Origin of the sequence: Sutterella wadsworthensis 2_1_59BFAA, from assembly GCF_000297775.1 — a bacterium.
In the GTDB taxonomy this organism is placed as follows: domain Bacteria; phylum Pseudomonadota; class Gammaproteobacteria; order Burkholderiales; family Burkholderiaceae_F; genus Sutterella; species Sutterella wadsworthensis_A.
In genome coordinates this window covers 70,904-89,621 of sequence record NZ_JH815516.1, presented here as the reverse complement: position 1 = coordinate 89,621, position 18,718 = coordinate 70,904, and the positions used below count along the sequence as shown (strand labels likewise).

The following is an 18,718-nucleotide window of genomic DNA, read 5'->3' as shown; positions in this document are numbered from 1 at the left end:
TCCGCCAACACGTCCATCTTTATCAGCGACATTCCATCCTCATTGGGTTCGTTTTCGGCTCTCCTTCAAGGGAGAGCCGTTTTTTCGGCCTTTTTATCGGCAAACCATCCGATAGGGTGCTTATGAAGAAGGGCGACAACATCCGGCCCTACTGGGCGATTACGGCCGGCACCATCCATCAGCTGCTGCGCGCCAGGGCGGACGAATCTCCGGTTTCGTCCTTCACGCCGCATGATCTGCGCCGAACCTTTGCGACGCGGCTCCTTGAGTCCGGCGCCGACATCAACACCGTGCGGCAGGCGATGGGACATTCCTCCGTCGTGACGACCCGGCGCTACGACAAGCGTGATGAGCATCTGGTGGAGGAAGCAACGAGGAAGGTGGCGCTTTGAGCGAAGCGGGCGCTCCAAGCTTGACTCTGGCAAAATATCGGCAGCAGGGATCGCTTGCAAACGCCATTCTGAAATCCACCCCACTCTCCGGCAAGGCTCACGAAATTTTCGATGACGAGCCTTCGGCATCGGAAGGGGTCCCCGCAAGGGGTTCAAAAACGACAAAGCCCAGTGCTGGTAACACCGGGCCAAGTCATTGAAAGGAAATTGGGATGGTCACAACATTCATTTCCTTGTTAGGAAGTTTAGCACAGGCAAACTTCGTTTGGAACGGCGACATTGTTCTCAATGTTGCGATGGCCGGCGGAGGCATCGATTGGCTGGGGCTTTTGGGCCTCGCCATCATTATCGGCGTTGCTCAGGCGATTGCTTCCCGCAAGCATTATTAATGCGGCCGATATTTAGTTTACATCAAGCGCACAAATTTTCTTGCGCATACTGGACGTCTTCCGGGAGAAAACATGCTTGCACACGCCATGTTTCCCGTTGGCATCGTTCCATAAATGCGCGAGCGCGCTCAAGATTGTCGTCATGCGTGCCGGCAGCCTGAAGGCGGAGTTCGGTTTTGAGGTTTCGATTCAGGTGCTCATCCGGGTTGAGCGTTGGCGAATAAGCAGGAAGGTAAAAAAGGCTCTATTTCCTTCCCGCGGGCCTCAATCCAACGCTGAACGATACGCGCGTGGTGGATCCGCGCGTTGTCGCAAATAACGAAAAGTTTACGTCCGTTGCCCCCGAGATCAAGGATAAGACGGCGCAAGAATCGAATGAAGCGATAGGCATTGACGGCTTTGCGCTGCGATAGAAAGAAGCTCTTTCCCTGGATGTTGATGGCCGAGATCATGACGGGGGCGCCGTAGTTCGTTCGGGCGTTTTCAATCAATACGGGGGTTTGTCCTCTCGGGGCGTAGCTCCGTACCCAATTCGAGTCCTGCTTTACGGCCGTTTCGTCCTGCCACAAGATCAAAGCGTTTTCAGCCTTTGCTCGCTGCTCAATCTGAGGATATGTCTCCTCAAGCCATTTGCCAACAGCGACAGGATCTTGTTGCAATGCCTAGCGTCATATTCCAACGCTTCATGTAGGCGCTGATCGTACGAATGGCGATTTCCTTGCCGAACTCGCGGCGAATGAGGTCGCGCACGGCCTTGCGCGTCCAGACCGCCCAAGGGAACTTCAGCTGAGACGGGTTGGAATCAATAATCCACGCCATCAACTTCGCTTCCTCTTGTCGGGAGAGGCGTCGCATCTTGTCGCTGGTTTCGGGCTTGGGGCCACGGCTATGTCCTGCGATTGCCGCCTCTTCTCCGTGTTTTTCGAAGGCACGCAACACTTTCCAGACCCACTGGCGAGACATACCAAAGGTTTTGGCAATCTGGGTGCGCTTTATACCTTTCTTATCGGCCTCGATAACGCGTTGGCGGAGGGCTTTCTGGGCTGAAAGTGAAAGCTTTCGGCCATCCAGGGAGTTAGCATCAGTCATCATTGTGGAATGATACCACAATATGTAAACTAAATCAAAGCCGTGTTAATAATAACTCTGAAAAGAAGCTTTTCCAAAGCAAATTACGGGTTCGCACCGATCGGGAAATCGCGGATGGCGAAAAACGGTTCCGTCAAGATATATTCTTCGAACTTGTCCACCGACGTCGTCCGACCGACGCCGGGCCCCATGCGGTCGGCGTGCGACGACGTCTCCACTCATAAGGAGTACAACCATGAAGCGTTCTCTCTTGGCACTCGGTCTGGGTTTGGCCCTGGCCGCTACGGCGCAGGCCGCCGACATTCGTCTCGTCATTCACGGCGGCGCCGGCACGATGGCGCGTGAAGACTTCACGCCCGAACGTGCCGCGAAGTACCACGAAGGCCTCCAACAGGCTCTGCAGGCGGGCTATGCCGTGCTCGAACAGGGCGGTACGGCCGTCGACGCCGTCAAGGCCGCCATCAATCAGATGGAACTCAATCCCAACTTCAACGCCGGCCGCGGCGCGGTCTTCACGAGCGAAGGCAAGAACGAACTCGACTCGTCCATCATGGACGGCAAGACGCTCTCCGCCGGCGCCGTTGCGGGCGTAACCAACGTGAAGCACCCCATCAACTGCGCGGACCTCGTCCGCACCAAGTCGCCGCACGTCATGATGGCGACGAAGGGCGCCGAAGAGTTCTGCGCGAAGAACGGCGCCGAAACCGTCGATCCGAAGTGGTTCTTCACGGACTTCCGCTATCAGCAGCTTCAGAAGGCCAAGGAAAAGGAACAGATCATTCTCGACCACGACGGTGATCATCCCAAGACCGCCAATGCCGAACTCTTCATCGACCCGATGATGTACGACTACAAGTACGGCACGGTCGGCGCCGTGGCGCTCGACAAGGACGGCAACATTGCCGCGGGCACGTCGACGGGCGGCATGACCAACAAGCGCTTCGGCCGCGTGGGCGACTCGCCCATCATCGGGGCCGGCACCTACGCCAACAACGAAACGGTGGCCGTTTCCTGCACGGGTTCGGGCGAAATGTTCATCCGTACGTCCGCTGCCTACAACGTGCATGCCCACTACAAGCTCCTCGGCCAGGACGTTCAGAAGGCCGGTGACGCCGCCATCGCCGAGGTCGGCGCCATCAAGGGCTCGGGCGGCATGATCATTCTCGACGCCAAGGGCAACTTCGCCTTCCCGATGAACTCCGCCGGCATGTACCGCGGCACCATCAGCAAGGACGGCGTTCCGATGACCGCCATCTTCGCCGATGAAGAACTCAAGAACGTCGACGTCAAGAAGCTCCGCGAGTCGAAATAATTCCAACCGTTGAGAAGAGGACGACGCGATGTTCTTTGCGCCGTCCTTCTCCCGCTTTCCTCGGCTTGAGCCGTTGCCGAGGGAATCGTTCGAAAGCCTGCTTTCCCGGCCGCAAGGAACGGAAAGGCAGGCTTTCTTGTCTGACGCCCCGCCAATCAGACCGTCTGCATCGAACAGTTTGAACCGTTCCGGGACGATGCGCGAGGGTCTTTGCAGTCCGGTTTCGTGGAAAGATCCGGAGTCCGGGCGCTGACGGGGAGCGACGCGTCGGCACGGCCTGCCAAAATGCGGTCGACTTCCGCGACCACGACGTCCGGCGGCATCGTCTGGAGCCTAAACTCCCGGGTCGCTAGCTCACGAAAATCGATCTAAGCGCATCGGGAGTTTTTCTATACCCAGCAGAGTGAACAATGGGGTGGGGCGCGAAATCCGGACTTGTTATTAACACGTCTTTGATTTAGTTTACATATTGCGGTACCATTCCACAACGATGACTGATACTAACTCACTTGATAGCCGAAAGCTTTCACTTTCAGCCCAGAAAACCCTCCGACAACGCGTTATCGAGGCCTATAAGAAATACATGGTCAGCTCCCCGTTTGCAAGTGTTCGGGGGATTTTTTGGGTACAACTCCCCCTGGAGGGCGCGTCCATGCGCGTCCTCCATTCAATACGTGGCGAAGCCACACCACTAAATTTGGCCTTTCGCGGATTCGTGTGGGTAATTCCTGCGCGGAATCGAATCGTCAAACTGTCGTGGAATAGCGCAGGCCGTTAGGCCAAGCATATGCCGCGAAAGCAGATTGACGAGGCGATTCCGCGCAAATAGCCTGTGGTTCGGGGAAAGTAACCTGAAAACCGTGGAATCTACACTCAGTCAGATTCGTCGAAGAAGAGCTCGAGGAACATCTGGTCTCTGGCCGTCGTCTCCGTAGACCAACGGTACTGATCCACCCTGTTCCTCACCTCGACTCTTTCCACGCAGTCGAACCAATCGAGCAACTGCTTGAGCGTCATCGATCGAATCCAGGCGGTCAGTTTTTCGTACTGCTTCCGCACAGTCTTCCCGAGCGACTCATCGTTGGCTCGCCGCTCGGCTTCCTGAGCCGTGCGCTCCATCATGCTCTGCAGCACGAAACGGTAGCCGAGTGTGACGTGTCGGCAGATTTCTTGCCCGCGTACACTGGTCATCGTCCAGACTCGGGGCTTTCGCCCGTCAAGGTCGGACTTGACGACGCGATACGAGGTTTCAATGTCGTTGCGGCGACGGTAGCGACGAAGCGCGTCCCACGGGCTCGCATGAAGATTTGAAAGGATGACGAAAATCCCAAAGTCCTTCTGTGCGGCCAGAATGGCCTCTTCGTTGGGGATGACCTTGATGCCTCCGCCTCGAACACGCTTCCACGAGAAGTACCGGTGCGCGAACTTAAGCTCGGCATCGTCCATTTCATTTTCCTTGCCGGTTGCAAGACTCATTTCGTAGCTTTTGAGCTTCGTGTGGAAGGCTGAAGCTTCCATGACAGCTCGGGCATTGTTGCGAAAATAGTGAAAGTACAGTCGGAAGGATTTTGACTCCGTATCCCCGGCGGCTACGCCATTGCGCGTGCGCTGCCGCTTCCATTCAAACGGCGTCATTTCAGACACCGATACGGCACTGATCTTCTCGTCGAACGGCACTGAGAAGCGTACCGCGAGAAGTGGTCTCTCAGTTTGGTCCCATCATCGGCGGCGCTGTCCAAGTGCTTGTAGATCCAGGCGTGCTTGAGCGTGGCAAGGATCGTGAACTTGAAATTCTTGCGCAGGAAGCGCAGCACGTTCTCCTTGCTGAAGAACCCGTTGTCGAGGCAGAACTCCGGATTCTTCAAGCCGTATGCCTTGGCCCGAGGCACGGCATTGACGAGAGAAATCACGTCGGGGATGTTGCCGGGCTGAAGCTCGAAAGAAACGGGCAGACCGGAATCAAGCGAGTAGAAGGTGATGATCTTGTAGATGTCCAAGCCGTCGCCGTCTTTGTTGAAGCCTTGCCGCGCGTACGGTTTCAGGCCGTTGCCGTAGACGGAATGCGAGGTTGAATCGAATGCGATGGCCGGCTGTTCGTCGTTGCCTGCCGTACGGGCCAGTTCCCGGAAGAGAGACTGTGAACCGGATTCATCCAGACCGAGCTCGTGGAAAAGGTCGTAGCAAATGTCCTCGGACAGGCCGGCTTCGTAGGGGAGATCATGTTCGCATTGCCAGGCCTCCACGTTGTGAACAGTTTCACCCGTAACGACCAAGTACTGAGAGACAGAGAGCAGCTTCTCGGAGGTTCCACCGTTGGGATACGCCCTGCGGACCGAACTTTCGAGTCCGGCCACTGCCCCGGCATGACGAATCAAGTCCAGAGCCTCTACACGGGTTCGTCTGGCAGAAAGCTCGGCAGTCTGAGCCGCTTCGGCTGGCTTCTTCTTGGGGCGGCAACGGGTTGTCACCGTTTCGCCTTCCAGGATTTTTTCACCCATCCGACGGCTCGACAGAAGGACGTTGTAGCCCTTTGCCGGATCGTATTGATAGCGACGTTCCTCGATGTATTTGACGCCGGTCTTTTGGTTCGTTACTGCCACACGGCGAACTTTGACCGGGAACTCCTTCCGAGCTGCCATTTGATCTCCTTTAATGGGTGTATATAATTATATCATACACACCCACCACGGCGCAAGAAAAAAGTCCCGATTAAACAGGGCTTTTAAGAGAAGCGTCTACTTCGTTTCTGGGCTTTGAGTGATCTTTTGACGACTTGCAGGTTATCAGGCCTCTCCTGTTGATCAGCTCGAAAGCCCCGCCTCCACGGCCGACCAGGCCAAGGCTCAGGCTGAAGCCCAGAAGGCCGCCGACTCCCTCGCTCCGACGCTCAAGCGCAAGGTCGCCCTCGGCCGCATCGCCAACGACACCTCCTACGGCCGCAGCCTCCTGAGTTCTGCCAATCCGGACGAACAAACCAAGCAGGTCTACAACATGTTTGCCAAGGCCCTCGGCAGCTCCGGTCAGTTCACCGTTCTTGAGCGCGACGACCTTGAAGCCATTGACCGCGAAGCCGCCCGCAACGGCAGCTCGACCCAACAGGTCGGTGCCGACATCCTCGTCATCGGCTCCCTTACCGAATTCGGCCGCAAGACCGTCGGCAAGTCCGGCTTCATGAGCGCTACCAAGAAGCAGGTCGCCTACGCCAAGATGGACGTCCGCGTCGTCGACACCTCGACGGGCATCGTCCTCTTCACGGCCTCCGGCGCCGGCGAAGCCTCGAACGAATCCGACTCCGTGCTCGGCTGGGGCAGCAGCCGTGCCAGCTACGACGGCACGCTTTCCGACAAGGCCATCGCTCAGGCCGTGTCCGAAGTGATCAACAAGATGGTCACGGGCCTTGCCGACCGTCCGTGGAAGACATACTTCCTGAGCGTTGAAAAGGGTGCCGTCGCCATTTCCGGCGGCGCTTCTCAGGGTCTCACCCCGGGCATGAAGCTCTCCGTCAAGACTCTCGGCAAGCAGGTCAAGTCTGGCCAGACCGGCTTCCTCGTCCGCCTCCCCGGCACCGAGATCGCCAAGATCGAAGTCACCCAGAACTTCGGCGACTCTCCAGAAACGGAAGGCTCCCTCGTCAAGGTGATTTCGGGCTCCCTCGGCAAGCACGACCCCAACAAGCTCGTCATTGAGGAGATCAAGTAATGTCCAAGATCCGCACTTTTGTTACGGCTGCCGTCGCTTCGGCCGCCATCCTTCTGGCGGGTTGCACCGCCATGCCGACGGAACAGGCCGGCGTCCTTGACGACCGTCCCCAGATCAGCTTCAAGTCCCCCCTCGACAACACGGATCTTCCCGTGTACGTCGACGGCCTGAAGGTCGGCATCATGTCCGACTTCATGGAAGGCGATGCCGCTCTGCGCGTCCTTCCCGGCACCCACACGATCACCGTCAAGATGCCCAACGGCAAGCAGAACGTCCAGCGCATCTTCGTCAACGACGGTGTTTCCAAGACCATTGTCATCCAGTAAACGACTCATCTTATGAAGAAGCTCACTATTGTCATGAGCCTGCTCGCAGTCGCCGCCCTCAGCGGCTGTAGCCACCAGCCCAGGCTCACGTGGAACGACTATCAGGACCATCTGTACGACCACTACGGGCAGACCATCACCGACGAGGAATACCTCGCCGCCCTGCTTGAAGCCGTCGAAGACTCCAAGAAGACCGGCATCATGCTGGCTCCCGGTCTCTATGCTGAAATCGGCACCTTCTACGCCCGCGCCGGCAAGCTCGAGGACGCCATTCCCTACTATGAAATGGAAGCCAAGACCTGGCCTGAAAGCAAGCCCTTCATGGATGACCTGGTAACTGGCATCAAGCGTCACCTCGCCCTCAAGAACCAACAGGAGAAATCCAAGTGATGTTCCGTCGCCTCTCCATGATTTTGGGCCTCTGCTCCGCCATGCTACTGGCTGGCTGCGCCTCCGGCCCCCGCCAGTTCGCCTTTGACGAGCCTGAACTGCGCTCCATTCTGGTCGTTCCCGTCATCAATGAAACGAACAGCGTCGAAGCCGACACGCTCATGCACGCCACCGCCACCACGCCGCTGGCCAACATGGGCTACTACGCCTTCCCCGTTGACACTGTCAAGTTCGTTCTTGAATCCGAAAGCCTCTATGAACCGGAACGCGTCCGCGAACTCGGCCCCGTCAAGCTCGCAGAAATGTTCCATGCCGACTCCGTGCTGTTCATCAAGGTCACCTACTGGGACGCCCAGTACATCGTGTTGAACACGAAGACGAAGGTCACCGCCGAGTACGAGCTCTTCAAGGCTGACGGCACCTCCCTCTGGAAGGATACCGTTACCTTTGTAAAAGACTCCAGCAGTCAGAACGCCAGCCTGATCGGTCTGATGGTTGACGCCGCCGTTGCCGCCATCAACCGTGCGGCTCCCGACTTCCGCCCGCTGGCCAAGAGCGCCAATGTTTACGCCCTTCGCCACTGGCACGTCGGTCCTCACGTCCTCGAGGCCGCCGAAAAGGCTCAGCAGAAGCAGTAATGCCGTCTGACAGCTGTCGGTTGTAAAGCAGGAGGTACGGGATTTTTCCGTGCCTCTTTTTCATCCTAAAAGTCGTTCAAAACCGTCACGATACTCAAGTGAAAATGACGTTTTGATAGAAAAGTCCGTGAAATACACGGACTTTTTCTTGCTTTCAATAGTGTACGTATGATAGAATATAAGGGCATTATTGGAGATACTCATGGGACGCCCTCTCACTGGAAAAACACATGTCGGCATTCGCCGCGAAACCCGCTCGAATGGCGACGTCTACGTATACGAACGTGTGACTGGATATGATCCGAAAACTCAGAAAACAAAGACGCTCTCTACCCGACTTTTAGGCAAAATCCTGGCTGGGTCGACCGAAATGATCCCGACCCGCCCCAAAAAGAAGCGTTCCGAAGTTATCGAGGCACCCGTCCAGGCCGTCCGCACCCATGTCGGACTTCAAAAAATCCTCGAGTGGGCAGGTCATGAATCCGGTATTGATGCGGATCTCCAGAGGAGCTTCGAGATCGGCGACGCCCTCAAGTTGAGTTCGATCGCTCGGTACTGGGTCGCGACTGACGGTGACACGTTGCCGCGCATGGAATCATGGCAAGTAATGAATCCGCTACCGTACGGACACCCCATCACTCAGGATGTTTACGGCAAGCTGTTCGCCTCGGTTGGTCGAAATGAATCTGGAGTGCAGTCGTATTTTCAGTGCCGTGGACAAAGAGTCTCGTCGACGGGTTTGAATCTGGCGTTGGACACCACGACTTTCTCGACGTATTCGAAGAATCAAATTGAAGCGCGTCAGGGATTCAACAAGGATGGGGACGGGCTTGATACGATCAAGCTTCTCGTGCTGTACTCTGTGGAAAATCGTCAGCCCGTCGCTTTCAGCAAGCAGCCCGGGAACATCCCTGACAAGATCTCGCTCGCCAATGCGCTTCGGCAGCTTGACATGCTCGATCTGGCGTCGCCGGTCATCGTGGCCGACAACGGGTTCTACAGTCAGGACAACATGACGCATTTTGCCCGCGAGCACACGAAGTTCTTGATGCTCGCCAACAGTACCGACAAGTGGGTTCGCTCGGAAATCGACGCCGCACGCGAAGAGCTCGGGCACTTCAGGAACGTCTGCCCGTTTGACGTCGATGTCAGCGGCGTCATGCGCCGCAGGCAGCACGGGTTCAGCATCGTGCGAAAACGCACGCGCGGGAATTTCGAAGCCGGGGAGACGGAATCGTTTACGCGACGCCTGTACGTCCATGTATTTCACAAACCGGAGGCTGCTCCGATTCAGGAGCGCAGGCTTCGCGAGAGCCTTTTCTCACTCAAGAAGGATCTAGAGGACGGCGTCGAGGAATTTCGGCCGGCTGCCCAGAAACAAATCGACAGCTACCTCACGGTGAAACGTACGGCCAAAGGCGTCAAGGTCGACTTCAAAATGGACGGGATCGAGGAAGCAAAGCGCTATTGGGGGTATTTCGTCCTTGTGAGCAATGAAATCAAGGATCCCTTCGACGCGCTGAAGGCATACCGTTCCCGTGAAAAGATCGAAGAGCTTTTCGCTACGTACAAGGACAGTTTTGATGGGCGAAAGCCGAGGACGTGGTATCCCGAGAATCTGTACGGCAGGCAATTTGCCCAATTCGTTGGTCTGGGCTACCACTGCTTCCTTGCGAAGAGAATCCTTGATGTGAAGAAGGCGCTCTCCGAAAAAGAAACCGAGGGAAAGACGAAGGAGGAGTTGAGTCTCGAAGCAAAGCTGCTCGCTTGGCTCAATCAGCACTCGCTCATTCAAATTTTGGACTGGTTCCGTTGTGTCGACTACGTCGCTGCAACGGGGAATGCCAGTGCATCCAAATGGACAACGGAAACGACGAGACGCGACCAGCTCTTTCTCAAGATGTTGGGCGTGAAGTAATTCGTGGGGGCTTTAGACGACTTTAAGGTTTTCATGTACAGGCAGGCAATGGACCTGATGACGGGAAGTCTTCAGACCATTCTCCTCGCAAGAGCTGCACAGGCTGCCACTTCCGGCGACACGGCAAAGCCGCCACAACAATGACAATGACGACAATGGAGGCGTCCATACGGACGCCCCCATTGTCGTTGTGTTCCCGTTCTCACGGCTTCAGCCACCTGCGTGCGCACAGGACTGCGCGCAACGGATGTCTCGAAAGCCGTTCTGTCGCAAACGGCAGAGAGCGCCTTGAGGGCGGCATCGCCCTGCTCATGACCCTCCTCTGATCATTCACCCTTGTGTCCGCCGTCCGTTGCTTCTTCAGACGATGCATCGGCCTCAGAAACGTCCTTTACGGACGCCTCACTCACGACAGCCTCGACGACGGGAATCTCGGGCACGGAGGCGCGTGCCTCTTCGACGGCGATCTTGGACTGGGCAGCTTCAGGCTGCACGACAGCGGGCGCAGCGGATTCGGTCTGAACGGGTTTAGCTGTCTCGGCAACCTCTGCAGCTTCAGCAGTTTGAGCGGCTTCAGCGACAGCGGTTCCGGCAGCGGCGGACTTGCCGAAGGACGGCATCCACTTTTTGTAGTCGACGCCCTTGATCTTGTCCATCTTGTCCTTGAGGTCGAGCTTTTCGATGCGGCCCTTGACGTCGAGGTTGTCGATCTTCTCCTTGACGTTGAGGTCCGCGATCTTTTCCTTCACCTTGAGGTCCGCGATCCTCTGCTTGACGCTAAGACCGACAATCTTGTCCTTCATGCCGGAGGAGAAGGAGGGCTTTTGAGCCTCGGCAGCCTGAGCGGCCTGGGCGGCGGCCTTCGCCCTCGCCTTTTCCTCGCGGCGCTTCGCCATCTTCTCCCTGATGCCGTCTAAGATCGAATGGCGGGAGGCGTTTCGGGCCGCATGACGGGCGGCGCTCGCGGCGGCTTCGGCGCGGGCCTGCGCGATCAGGACAGCGCCTTCGTCCTCGTCGACATCGTTCGTCGCCTCGCCTCGTGCGACCGCCTTTTCGTGGAGAACCTGAGCGCCGATGCCGAAGACGTCGGCCACGGCCTCACCGAGGCTTTCGGAGGCGATCTGGGTGTCGTTGAGGATGCGGGTGTGTTCGTCGGACGGCACAACCCTGAGGTTTTCGGGGCTGGCGACGCGCACGATGATGCGGCAGTCATGCTTGAGTTCGCGCGCGGCCGCAAAGACGGTCTTGTTGAGGACCATGTCGGAGGACGGCAGCACGAGGACCTCGGCATCGACGAGATGGCCCTGGACGAGGAGCGCGGGGTCGGACGGATTGCCGACGATGGCCGAACCATGCTTGTAGGAGTCGACGACCGCGGCGGTCGTGTCGCTCATCACGAAGCAGGTGAAGTCGATGCCGCGGGCCTCGAGCCTCGGCAGGAGCGCGAGTACGACCTCGTTGACGCCCGCGATGAGCACGTGCCCCTTGATGGTCTTGGGCTCGACGGAGGCGAGCGGCGAGACGCGTTCGGCCATGCGCGCAAAGAACGGACGGCGGGAGACGAGGAGGTTCCTCACGTGCGGGATGGCAGTGAACATCAGCGGATTGAGCGCGATCGTCAGAATCGAGGCTGCCACGACGATGCTCATCGTGCCCGGCGTCGCGATCCCGAGCGCAATGCCCTGGCCGCAGAGAATGAAGGAGAATTCACCGAGTTGCGAGACGCAGGCGCCCATGACGAGGGCCGTGTCGAGCGGCCAGCCCAGAAGCAGCACGAGCGCGGCCGTCACGCTACTCGTGATGCACATGATAATGAGCATCACGGCGATCACGGCCCAGGGTTCGTTCACGAAGACGTACGGGTCGAGCATGAGGCCCACGGAGATGAAGAACAGCACCGAAAACGCGTCCTGCAGCGGCAGGCAGTTGCGGGCCGCACGGTGCGCAAAGCTAGACTCGCGCATCACCATGCCTGCGAAGAAGGCGCCCAGAGCGTAGCTCACGTTGAAGATCGCACCCGCGCCGTAGGCGATCCCGATGGCGATCGCAAGCACGCAGAGCGTGAAGAGCTCGCGGGAGCCCGAAAGCGCCACGCGCTGGAGAATCCACGGGAAGAGACGCTTGCCGACGATGAACATGCCGGCCACGAACACCGCGACGCTGAGCAGCGTCTTGGAGAGCGAGATGACGATGAGCCTCGGATCAACGGGGCCTTCGCCCTGCGTCACCTCTGCGACGAGCGGCAGGCACACCATGATGAAGACGGTGACGAGGTCCTGCACGACGAGCCAGCCGATGGCGACCTGGCCGCTCGGCGTGACGGAAAGCTTGCGAAGCTCAAGGGCCTTCATCACAACGACGGTCGACGCACACGAGAGCGTCATGCCGAAGACGATCGCATTGGGAAGCGCCCAGTCCCAGGCAAGGAGCGCGACGGCCGTGCCGGCGGCGCCCGATGCGGCCATCTGCAGCATCGCGCCCGTGACGGCCACGCCCTTGACCTTCACGAGGTCGGCGACCGAGAAATGCAGGCCCACGCCGAACATCAGGAGCATCACGCCGATTTCGGCGAACTGCTCCGTGACGACGCGGTCGACGTTGGGAAGAAGCGGGAAGAGGCCCACGGACACGCCCGCGATGATGTAGCCCACAAGCGCGGGGGTCTTCAGGAAGCGCTCTGCAAGCCACCCGAAGACAAGCGCGAGCCCGAAGCCCGTCACAAGCGTGGTGATGATGGAAAACTGATCGGTCAAGGCTTTTTCTCCTCTGGTCTGTCCTGCCTAATCCTGCTTCTCCGATCCGCGGCACGGGACGGGCCTTTTGCGTAAAGGGAAAAAGTTTAATTTTACTCTCCCAAAGTGCGTTTCACCTCCTCGTCATCCCAAGCAAAACAACTCATCGACTCAATGGCTCGATCGTGCGAAAATCGTTCCCTCTTGGAATACGGACCAGAGGAAGGTGAGAACGAGGGTAGCGATGAAGAAAACCGCAAATTTCCGAAGGAAGCGGATCATGGGCAATCCTACTATGCGTGAAGTTTGAAGAAACGGGACGCCGCCCGCAGAATTTGAATTCTACCCGTCACCGCCCGGACGTCCTACCCGTGCGTCACGAGCGTTTCCGCGAGCTTCAGTACAATGTGGTGTTTAGATTCCGAAATCCGATTCCGGCCGGACGATTCTCCGGACGGCAGCCAAGACAATTCCGATGATAGCCACCGAAGCACAGCGCGAAGCAATCGACAGTCTTCTCACCTTCATTGAAGAGGCCACGAGCCTCAGGCAGACGGCCGCAAGGCACCTCTCGAGGTGCGGCAGGCTTCTCAGGCTCCCCGAGCTCGAGGCGGCCGTGCCGGGGCTCGTTGCGGGCGACCCGACGGGCGCCGACGCCGACCTCGTCTGCCGCATCGAAAAGCTCGAGATGCCGCCGTGCCCGCCGATTCCCGAGTCTCTCGCCCCGTACGCGACGGGCGACTGGCGCGCCCCCGAATGGACGCCCGACTGGAAGGCCCTGCCCGATTCGGCCGAGCATCCCGAGTCGGCCGAACTCTACGAGACTCTCGCCGACTGGCTCAGGATCCGCGGCTCCTGGCTGGAGGCCAGAGGCGAGATTCTTCCCAACCATGCGCTCTTCGAGCGCCTGCAGGATCTGAGGGACCATCTCTCCGAGTCGAACCTTCGCGACGAGTGCGTGATCGGCACAGCCGTCTTCACGTCGAACCCCGACGTCACGCGCGCGAAGAACCCCGTGCGCTGGCCGCTCCTCGTGCAGCCGCTCGTCATCGAGCTCGGCTCGAGCCGCCGCAACCTGCCCGTGATCGAAGTGCGCAGAAACGGCGACGAGGACCCGAGGCTCCTTGCCGAACTCCTCGCGCCCTTTGCCGAGGACGGCATCGACCTCAAGGCCGCCTCGCGCTTTGAGGAATGGCTCGAGGATGCGGGTGCGGACGCGAACCTTGCGGGCGACGAGTCGCTTTCCGAGGCGCTCGAAAAGTTCGCCGCAAGCCTTCACCCAGACTGCCGCTTCGTACCCGCAGAAGAAGCACTCCCCGAGGACGCGGGTGAAAAACCCGCCTTCACGCTCGAGGCGAGTCCCGTCATTCTTATTCAGCCGCGTCCGAGCGGCGTTCGCAGTGCGATCCGCAGCATCAGGAAGGACATCGCCGAACACCGCGACGTGCCCGCGCACCTGATGGAGATCGTCTGTCCCGACGTCTTCCCGACGCTCGCCTCGGGCCTCACGCCCACGCTTTCGCTCGAAGCCAAACTCGCCGCGACGGCGGGCGAGGACCCCGACGTACTTCTCGCCAAGCCCGCGAACCCCGAGCAGCTCGCAATCGCGCACGAGGTCGAACACAACAACGTCGTGCTCGTGCAGGGCCCTCCCGGCACAGGCAAGACCCACACCATCGCGAACCTTCTCGGCCACTTCCTCTCGCAGGGCAAGCGCGTGCTCGTCACGAGCCACACGACGAAGGCGCTCTCGGTCGTCAAGGACCTCCTGCCGAAGGAGATCCAGCCGCTCTGCGTCACGATGCTCGGCGACAGGAAGGACCTCGAGCAGACCTCGTCCGAACTCATCACGCGCCTCACCCGCCTCAACGTCGAGGACCTCGAGGCCCGCATCAGGGCACTCGGCCTTGAACGTCATCGACTCGGCACCGCGCTCGCCGACCGTCGCCGCCGCATCTTCGAGCAGCGCAGGATCGAGCACGAGGCCGTCGAATTCAACGGCCGCCGCTACACGCTCACCGAAATCGCGAAGTTCCTGCGCGAGGCCGAGCGCCTGCAGGCGCTCATTCCGGGCGAAGTGGCCGAAGGTCCCCTGCCGCTCTCCTTCAGGGAGCTTCTTGAACTATACGGCACGAACGGCCGGTGGGACGCCGAGACGGCCCGCGACCTCTCGGGCCTGCTCCCCGGATTCGAGCTTCTGCCCGACGTCGACACGATGCGCGGCATGAACCGCCGTTGGCGCGACGTGCTCGCCGAGGACGCAGGCGACGTCACCATCGACGAGCGAAGGAGCGCCTCAGGCGAACGGCTCCACGCCTTCATGAAGGGCGGCGAAACGCTTCTCGTCGCACCCGAGTCGGGCATCTCCGCGCTCACGCCCGCTATGAATCTTTCGCCGCTTACCGAAACGGACGAAATGAAGCGCCTTGCGCTCTCGCTCGGCCTTGCGGACGAAGGGTGCCGCGAGGCCTTCGAGCAGCTCGAGCGCGAGCTCGCGGCCGCAAACGAACTTGCTCTCGCCGTCGACCGCGCCTCGCTTCTTGACAACCGCACCGTCGTCATCCCCGACGCCATCGACGCCGACGCCGCCATGAAGGCCGCCGAATGGTTCACAGCCAACGATCCCGACGGCAGCACGGGCTTCCTCGGCCGCCTCTTCAACAAGGAGGCCCGCGAGGCCGCCGATGCGCTTGCCGGCGTCGAGGTGGACGGCTCGCGCCCTGCCTCGAAGGAGGCCTTCGAAGCCGTCGCGCTGCACGCACGCCTCAAGACCGCCGTGAAGACCGTCGCCCGCACCTGGGACAGCCTGGCCGAACGCGCGGACGCACCCGCCTTCGCCACTTATGGCGACAACGCCGTGCGCACGCTCTTCACGCGCTACGGCACATCGCTCTCCGACACCTGCATCTGGTGGCGCAGGGTCTTCGTTCCCTATATTGAAGGGCTTCTTTCCGCCGGCATCGAAGCCGAGGGCATGAAGGAGCTTCTTGAATCCGCCGATCCGCTCGAGGCGGCCCGCAGGTTTGCGACCGACGTGCTCGCGCCCGTGCACACGGCCCGCCACCGCGAGGCCGAGCTTCATGCGCTTCGCGAATGGCAGGCGACCGAGAGCCAGAAGCTCTATGCGGCCGCCCCCGCCTGCGCGACCGCAAGACGCCTTGCCGCCGCAACGCTCGTCGACCCCGACGCCTGGGAGCTCGAGGCCGAGCGCCTCAGGAAGCTTCTTGAGGACCAGCCGCTCTTTGCCCGCCGCACCGAGCTTCTTGAAAGGCTTCGCGCCGCCGCGCCCGAGTGGGCGAACGCGCTCGAGGCGGGCGAGCCCGGCTTCACGACCTCGAACCCGTCGCCCGAAATCACGAATGCCTGGCTCTACCGCCAGCTCGAGCGCATCTACACGCGCGCGACCGCCGCGGACCTCGATGCACTGCAGTCCGACGCCGAGCGTCTGTGCGCCGACCTTCGCGAGGCGACGGCCCAGCTCGCCGTCGCCAAGGCGTGGCTGGCCGTCAAGTCGAGGCTCTCGAACGGCCCCGCGCTCTCGAACCTCTTCTCGCTTGCCGCCTACATGAAGCGCGCCGTCGGCCGCGGCCGCAAGAGCGCCGCCTGGAGGCGCGAGGTCAACAGGCTTCTGCCCGCCTGCCAGCAGGCCGTGCCCGTCTGGATCATGATGATCCAGGACGCGCTCCTCAACTTCAGCACCGCCTCGAAGTTCGACGTGATCGTCGTCGACGAGGCGAGCCAGGCCGACATGACGGCGCTGCCGCTCCTCTATATGGGCAAGAAGGTGATCGTCGTGGGCGACGACCGCCAGGTGACACCGCTCTCCGTGGGCACGAGCGAGGCCGCCGTCGACGCGCTCTGCGCCCGTCATCTTGAAGGCCGCGTCAAGGAGCCCAAGCTCTACGACTCGAGGCTCTCGCTCTACGGCCTCGTGCAGAGCATGGCCTTCCCCGCGCACATGCTCGTCGAGCACTTCCGCTCCGTGCCCGAAATCATCGGTTGGTGCAGCCGCCTTTCCTACAACGGCACGATCAGGCCGCTTCGCGACGCCTCGTCCTCGAGCCTCAAGCCCGCGGTGGTGCCCTGGCGCACCCGCGGCACGGCGGGCGACAACGGCGTCAACGAAGAGGAGGCCCAGGCCGTCATCCGCCTGCTTCGTGCGATGATCCATGATCCCGCCTACGACGGCAAGACCTTCGGCATCATCCCGATGCGAAGCGTGCACGGCGCGCAGGTCAACCGCATCCGCCGCCTGCTCGTCGAGAACTTCGACCCGCGCGAGATCGAGCGCCGCCGCATCCACTGCGGCATTTCGGCCGAATTCCAGGGCGACGAGCGCGACGTCGTGATCCTCTCGCTCGTTGACTCCGCCGCGCCCGGGCTTCCCCTCAGGAAGGAGACCGACGGCGCCGACGGCATGATGAAGAAGCGTTGGAACGTGGCCGTCTCCCGCGCCCGCGACCAGCTCTGGCTCGTGCACTCCTTTGACCCCGCCGCGCAGCTCAAGCCCGACGACCTGCGCCGCTCGCTCTTCGACTGGGCCGACGGCGTCATGTCGGGCACGATCGGCGCGGCCGAGCCCTTCGACCTGCCGGATCCCGAATTCACGGGTCAGGTGCTCCGTGCGCTGCGAAAGCGAGGCTACCGCGTCGAGGCGGGCCACGATGCGGGCGCCTGGCGCCTCGACATGGTCGTGCGTGCGCGCGGCCGCGCCGCCGCCATCGAGTGCGACGGCTCGGGCCGCGAGGACGAGGACGCCATCCGCCGCGACATGGAGCGCCAGACCGTGCTTGAGCGCGCGGGCTGGAAGTTCGTGCGCGTGCGCAGCGCCGACTGGTTCCGCCGCCCCGAAAAGACGCTCGAGCGCGTCTGCGAGGCCCTCGCCGCCCTGGGCATTGCGCCCGAGCCCGAGGACTGCGCCCCGCAGAAGGACCTGCTTCTTGCACACGTGAGGGCCAACGTCGAGCGCCTCGAAGCCGGACTCGACATGATCGTCTTCGACAAGGAGGACGAGGACCCCGTGCCGCCCGTCGCCCCCGTGACGCCCGCCGACCTCGCGCCCGACGACGCCGAACCCGTCGTCACCGCCCCCGTGCAGTTCGAGGCCCCGCTCATGCCCGTCGAGGTCGAGAAGGCCGACATCATGCTCATCCCCGAGATGGAGATGAGGGACGCGGTGCGCATCTCACTCCCGACGCTCTCCGACGTCTTCGACGACGAGCCCGCCGCCGAAACGGATGCCGAGACGGAAGGCGAGGCTCAAAACGAGCCCGTGGCCGAGTCCTGCGACGACCCGCACCACACGCCCGTCACCTTCATGGAGGTGATCCGCGACGGCCTGATGGACCGAGGCGTCAATCCCGTCCTTCAGACGACGCCCAACGACGCCACCATGACGATCGGCGGACGCACGCTCCTGCGCGCCACCTTCTGGAGCGGCCGCGCCGACGTGCTCGTGCCCGCCTTCGACGACGTCAAGCCCCGCACGTGCGCGGGCTGCCGCCTCGTGCACAACGGCGCCTGGCGCATGTGGTCGCTCGCCGAAGCCGACCTCACGCAGCGCTTCGTGCAGGACTTCGTCGTCTTCATCGCCCGAACGGCCGAAGCCCTCCGATGACGGACCGGTGAAAAACCGCAAGTGACCCGCCGCCCGCAGGAGAAACGCCTCTCCCGCGGGCGGTTTTGCATCGAACCCCGCCGTCTCCCTACGCCTGCAGGCTTATCACGGCGCGCGTCGTCCATGCGCAGCACGCCCTCGTGATGCCGCAGGCGAAACCGCGAGCGCCGGGGTCCCCGCGACGCCTCCGCCCTTCCTCCCCGCCCCGCCGTCAAA

Annotated in this window: 11 protein-coding genes and 3 pseudogenes; 9 read left to right on the top strand and 5 right to left on the bottom strand. The window is 60.9% G+C overall.

Features of this window, described 5'->3' with window-relative positions:
• Positions 1-122: 122 nt before the first annotated feature.
• Positions 123-392: a site-specific integrase gene (locus HMPREF9465_RS06100; RefSeq protein WP_005435108.1), complete on the top strand. Its 270-nt coding sequence runs from the start codon at positions 123-125 to the stop codon at positions 390-392.
• Positions 393-604: 212 nt separating this feature from the next.
• Positions 605-781 (top strand): hypothetical protein, encoded by a 177-nt coding sequence (locus HMPREF9465_RS13430; RefSeq protein WP_005435107.1) that lies wholly within the window; start codon positions 605-607, stop codon positions 779-781.
• A gap of 22 nt (positions 782-803) precedes the next feature.
• Here HMPREF9465_RS13430 and HMPREF9465_RS14020 read toward each other — a convergent pair.
• The 3 genes and pseudogenes from HMPREF9465_RS14020 to HMPREF9465_RS12305 all read right to left on the bottom strand — a co-directional run.
• Positions 804-983 (bottom strand): annotated as a pseudogene (locus HMPREF9465_RS14020) (hypothetical protein); the annotation flags it as partial.
• Entirely contained in the window at positions 979-1,350 is a 372-nt protein-coding gene (locus tag HMPREF9465_RS12310; RefSeq protein WP_231289366.1) for a transposase, read from the bottom strand. The gene HMPREF9465_RS12310 and the pseudogene HMPREF9465_RS14020, both read right to left, overlap by 5 nt.
• 52 nt (positions 1,351-1,402) lie before the next feature.
• The gene (locus HMPREF9465_RS12305; RefSeq protein ID WP_005435106.1) at positions 1,403-1,873 is read right to left on the bottom strand and encodes a winged helix-turn-helix domain-containing protein; all 471 of its coding nucleotides are present in this window, start codon (positions 1,871-1,873) and stop codon (positions 1,403-1,405) included.
• 232 nt (positions 1,874-2,105) lie between these two features.
• Between HMPREF9465_RS12305 and HMPREF9465_RS06090 the strand changes: the two genes are divergently transcribed.
• A complete protein-coding gene (locus HMPREF9465_RS06090) occupies positions 2,106-3,182 on the top strand; it encodes an isoaspartyl peptidase/L-asparaginase family protein (protein WP_005435105.1) in 1,077 nt (358 codons plus the stop codon).
• Positions 3,183-4,055: 873 nt separating this feature from the next.
• Here HMPREF9465_RS06090 and HMPREF9465_RS14015 read toward each other — a convergent pair.
• A pseudogene (locus HMPREF9465_RS14015) lies at positions 4,056-5,821 on the bottom strand (IS1634 family transposase).
• 253 nt (positions 5,822-6,074) lie between these two features.
• On the opposite strand from HMPREF9465_RS14015, the pseudogene HMPREF9465_RS06075 reads away from it, so the two are divergent.
• The 5 genes and pseudogenes from HMPREF9465_RS06075 to HMPREF9465_RS06055 form a co-directional block, all read left to right on the top strand.
• Positions 6,075-6,881, top strand: a pseudogene (locus tag HMPREF9465_RS06075) (CsgG/HfaB family protein); the annotation flags it as partial.
• Positions 6,881-7,207, top strand: a complete 327-nt coding sequence (locus tag HMPREF9465_RS06070; protein WP_005435099.1) for a hypothetical protein — start codon at positions 6,881-6,883, stop codon at positions 7,205-7,207. The pseudogene HMPREF9465_RS06075 and the gene HMPREF9465_RS06070, both read left to right, overlap by 1 nt.
• Before the next feature lie 12 nt (positions 7,208-7,219).
• Positions 7,220-7,597, top strand: a complete 378-nt coding sequence (locus HMPREF9465_RS06065; RefSeq protein ID WP_005435098.1) for a DUF4810 domain-containing protein — start codon at positions 7,220-7,222, stop codon at positions 7,595-7,597.
• The gene (locus tag HMPREF9465_RS06060; protein WP_051009028.1) at positions 7,597-8,235 is read left to right on the top strand and encodes a GNA1162 family protein; all 639 of its coding nucleotides are present in this window, start codon (positions 7,597-7,599) and stop codon (positions 8,233-8,235) included. The genes HMPREF9465_RS06065 and HMPREF9465_RS06060 overlap by 1 nt, the downstream gene beginning before the upstream one ends.
• A gap of 202 nt (positions 8,236-8,437) precedes the next feature.
• Positions 8,438-10,153 (top strand): transposase, encoded by a 1,716-nt coding sequence (locus tag HMPREF9465_RS06055; RefSeq protein WP_005432795.1) that lies wholly within the window; start codon positions 8,438-8,440, stop codon positions 10,151-10,153.
• Between the two features lie 326 nt (positions 10,154-10,479).
• Here the strand turns inward: HMPREF9465_RS06055 and HMPREF9465_RS06050 are convergent, their stop codons facing one another.
• Positions 10,480-12,906 (bottom strand): cation:proton antiporter, encoded by a 2,427-nt coding sequence (locus HMPREF9465_RS06050; protein WP_005435096.1) that lies wholly within the window; start codon positions 12,904-12,906, stop codon positions 10,480-10,482.
• Positions 12,907-13,360: 454 nt separating this feature from the next.
• Between HMPREF9465_RS06050 and HMPREF9465_RS06045 the strand changes: the two genes are divergently transcribed.
• On the top strand, positions 13,361-18,502 hold the full coding sequence (locus HMPREF9465_RS06045) for an AAA domain-containing protein (protein WP_005435094.1): 5,142 nt from the start codon (positions 13,361-13,363) through the stop codon (positions 18,500-18,502).
• The last annotated feature ends 216 nt before the right edge of the window (positions 18,503-18,718 follow it).

Excerpts from the sequence above, each read along its gene's own strand:
- HMPREF9465_RS06070 (WP_005435099.1), top strand. The coding sequence starts at position 6,881 with ATGTCCAAGATCCGCACTTTTGTTACGGCTGCCGTCGCTTCGGCCGCC.
- HMPREF9465_RS06045 (WP_005435094.1), top strand. The coding sequence starts at position 13,361 with ATGATAGCCACCGAAGCACAGCGCGAAGCAATCGACAGTCTTCTCACC.
- HMPREF9465_RS06060 (WP_051009028.1), top strand. The coding sequence starts at position 7,597 with ATGTTCCGTCGCCTCTCCATGATTTTGGGCCTCTGCTCCGCCATGCTA.
- HMPREF9465_RS06090 (WP_005435105.1), top strand. The coding sequence starts at position 2,106 with ATGAAGCGTTCTCTCTTGGCACTCGGTCTGGGTTTGGCCCTGGCCGCT.
- HMPREF9465_RS06065 (WP_005435098.1), top strand. The coding sequence starts at position 7,220 with ATGAAGAAGCTCACTATTGTCATGAGCCTGCTCGCAGTCGCCGCCCTC.
- HMPREF9465_RS12305 (WP_005435106.1), bottom strand. The coding sequence starts at position 1,873 with ATGATGACTGATGCTAACTCCCTGGATGGCCGAAAGCTTTCACTTTCA.
- HMPREF9465_RS06055 (WP_005432795.1), top strand. The coding sequence starts at position 8,438 with ATGGGACGCCCTCTCACTGGAAAAACACATGTCGGCATTCGCCGCGAA.
- HMPREF9465_RS13430 (WP_005435107.1), top strand. The coding sequence starts at position 605 with ATGGTCACAACATTCATTTCCTTGTTAGGAAGTTTAGCACAGGCAAAC.
- HMPREF9465_RS06100 (WP_005435108.1), top strand. The coding sequence starts at position 123 with ATGAAGAAGGGCGACAACATCCGGCCCTACTGGGCGATTACGGCCGGC.